General features: G+C 30.2%; 2 protein-coding genes. Both read right to left on the minus strand.

Annotated features, from left to right (window positions below; translation table 11 throughout):
• Positions 1-459: 459 nt before the first annotated feature.
• Positions 460-585, minus strand: a complete 126-nt coding sequence (locus AFK68_RS44335) for an ACP phosphodiesterase (protein WP_371357249.1) — start codon at positions 583-585, stop codon at positions 460-462.
• A gap of 80 nt (positions 586-665) precedes the next feature.
• Positions 666-1,253, minus strand: a complete 588-nt coding sequence (locus AFK68_RS05795) for an ACP phosphodiesterase (RefSeq protein ID WP_094671958.1) — start codon at positions 1,251-1,253, stop codon at positions 666-668.
• Positions 1,254-3,609 lie beyond the last annotated feature (2,356 nt).

Consider the following 3,609-nt stretch of genomic DNA (forward strand, 5'->3'; position numbering starts at 1 on the left):
CTATTACGCAACAGTTAAATTAATCATTAATTACAGTCATCAGAAGTGAGGCGATGCCTAGAGGTGTGTGGCACTATCCCCACTGCGGTAGTTTCTCTAAAATCTAAAAACTATTACGGAACAGTTAAATTAATAATTGGTATTTATGAAATGGCTAAAAGCTGACTGCTAATATCAAATACGCTTAATTCACTATAAAAAAATCTTCCATCTTCAGGCATTGCCAAATCTTCCTAGCTCTCCCAACACTCCTTATCTAAATTACACCAATATTACCGGATTTGATATAATAGTTTTTTGCGGAGCATTCCGGCAAAATGTTTACATTGTTATTTTCTCCTGATTCCTGACTCTTTAAAAGCAGATTTGAAGACCTGAAATATCTAAGCAAATATATTTAATTAATTCCTTCACAAAAAAAGCTGATTGGTGACTGCTAATAGCTGAAAGCTAACATTATCAATTATGCAAAGTTTTCACATAACTCATAACTTCTGGAAAAAACATCAAAAAATCTGACTCAATTTCAGAATAATTTTGCATCAGCTCATTAACAGCAGTAGCCAAATTATTTTCCCTCTTCAAACGTTTAGATAAGNATATTTAATTAATTCCTTCACAAAAAAAGCTGATTGGTGACTGCTAATAGCTGAAAGCTAACATTATCAATTATGCAAAGTTTTCACATAACTCATAACTTCTGGAAAAAACATCAAAAAATCTGACTCAATTTCAGAATAATTTTGCATCAGCTCATTAACAGCAGTAGCCAAATTATTTTCCCTCTTCAAACGTTTAGATAAGCGCACAAAGGTTAAGTTAATTCCTGATATATTTTTGTAGGAAACAAGCCAATTCTCAGATATGATTCTCGGCAATATTTTTTTTAACTTCTCAGGTAAAATTTCCTGATTATCCTTCAAAATAAGATAGATTTTTTGTACAAAAACATCTAAGTTTTCATGGGAAAATAAATTCCAGTGATTTGCCAGAAAATGGTCGTAACAAATATCAATAATTATTCCTGCTAAACGTCTATGGCTACTGCTAATCCGATTTTTACTTCTCAAATATATTGGATGAGTATCGGTAAAACAATCAACTTGACGATGGGTTTTGATTCCCACGAGAATTTCATGGCTATAAATAGTTTCATATTTTTCTAGATAACCTTTTACAAAGTCGCCTAGTAGATTTCCTATTTGTGATTCGGGAGTATTTTTTGCTAAAAGTAAATGAGCTAAATAGTTCATAAATAGATAGTTTGTAAGCATTCAGCCGTCAGCTATCAGCTATCAGCTATTTTTAGGTAAATTATAAATATTACTAGGTTTTCTAATTAATTTGAGATAGTTCCTATATTCTATATCTTAAGAAAAGATTAATAGACTGTTTGTCAAATAAGTATTAAGAAAAAAGTTTCACAACTCAATCAACTAGCTTGAATAAGGCAAGGGATTGAAATAACTCTAGAGAGAGAGGAGGTATGACTATTCATACTTAATCAGTTAGTTGTGAAGTTCCTGATAACAAATAATTGTTTTTTGCCTCCATACCTCCATACCTGTTCCCTCCATACCTGTTCCCTATCTTCTCTTTTCATATTTCCTGATACATTCAACCTCTAAATTATCTAAGGGATATTGATATAACAACCAATCTTTATAGAAATTAGTTAGAGATAATGATTGACGTTAGAGGACAATACAATATAAAATAAATCCAAATCCTGATGATTAAATTGCCTTAGATTTTTCTTAATATCCCTGATAAATTAAGTGGGTTTTGTAAAATGGCAAACAGTTTAAAATCTAAATTACCGAAGCTAAATTCTGAGTCTACTCTCCGAGAATTACCACTGATTGATTTTCAAGTAANAGTTAGAGATAATGATTGACGTTAGAGGACAATACAATATAAAATAAATCCAAATCCTGATGATTAAATTGCCTTAGATTTTTCTTAATATCCCTGATAAATTAAGTGGGTTTTGTAAAATGGCAAACAGTTTAAAATCTAAATTACCGAAGCTAAATTCTGAGTCTACTCTCCGAGAATTACCACTGATTGATTTTCAAGTAAGTCCAATGACGTCAGTAGAATTAGTTTCATCTCAGTTTAATGAACAACTTGACTTACCTGGAGTTATAGTTGTCTCTGAGCAAAAGTTTCTTGGCATGGTTTCTCGAAGTTACTTTCACGAACAAATGAGTTCTCCATACGGTAGAGAATTGTTTATTAAACGACCAATTGAATATTTTTTGAAGGCAACTAAAAACTATGATAATTGTTTAATATTACCTGCTGAAGAAAAAATTAACTTAGCTCTACAAATAGCACTAAATCGTTCTGAAGAAAATATTTATGAGCCGATAGTNGAATTGTTTATTAAACGACCAATTGAATATTTTTTGAAGGCAACTAAAAACTATGATAATTGTTTAATATTACCTGCTGAAGAAAAAATTAACTTAGCTCTACAAATAGCACTAAATCGTTCTGAAGAAAATATTTATGAGCCGATAGTCGTTCAATTTATTAACAAAAAAAATTCTGATTTTTATATATATTTTTTGCTAAATTTTCAAACTTTGATTACCGCTCAGTCTCATATACTTAAAGACGTAAACGATCAGTTATATCGTTACAAAAACAATGCTAAAAATTATTTAATACAGCTCAAAAATCAACAATATAAACTCCAGCAAAATACAAAAGCATTACAAATCCAGAAACAAGAAATTTTAGCTAGAAATAAGCTCTTGGAAAAACAGCAAAATGCACTAATTACTCAATCACAACAAATTAATAATCTTAACCAAAGAATAAAAGAAATTTCTGGTTTAATGTCTCAGGAGGGAAAAAAAGCATTTAATACCACATTTGATGCAGTACAAACAATTAATAAAAACATGAATGAAATCGTTAATATTGGTCAGTTATTTACAAATGACCTGAAGCTAATTAATTCTACATCAAATCAAATTGAAACAGTTAGTCAACAGGCAAAACATTTAGCGATACAAGCTGCAATAGTTGCTGGTCATTCAAGTTCTGAGCTTGGTGGTTTTAGCCATATAACTAATGAAATTGGAAAGTTGGTTAGTGAAACATCAGAAGCTGGTCGTCAAATGAACCAAGTAGCTGATAACTTGATTATGAAAATTTCCGAACTGAATAATTTGACTGAAACTGGTAAAGATACTGCTAAGTATCTAGTAGAAAATAATCAGCGTTCCGAGAAAATATTAGATGAGTTGGAAGTCTTAATTCAACAACCAAGTTTGGAGAAAAATGTAGTTAATTCATCTTCAGTTATACATCCTATAAGTAGTAAAGTTACTAAGGTTTTTCAAGAACATCTAAATCAAGACAATCAAGACAAAAATTTAGTTAATAACCCTGAAGAAAAGTTTGATGAACAAGATACAAATATTGCTGAATTGCCAGAATTGAATAACAAGAAAGAGAAAGAAAAATTATTAAAACAAATTAATTCTACTTTGAATTTAAGAAATCTGAATACTGAGTCAGATTAAATTGATAAAAAATGACTATAGCAGTTTTCATGTTTTTTAGAGTACAGAGATTTGGGTTTAAAGGAAGAAG

This window comes from Hydrocoleum sp. CS-953, from assembly GCF_002260545.1.
Taxonomy (GTDB): Bacteria; Cyanobacteriota; Cyanobacteriia; order Cyanobacteriales; family Microcoleaceae; genus Trichodesmium.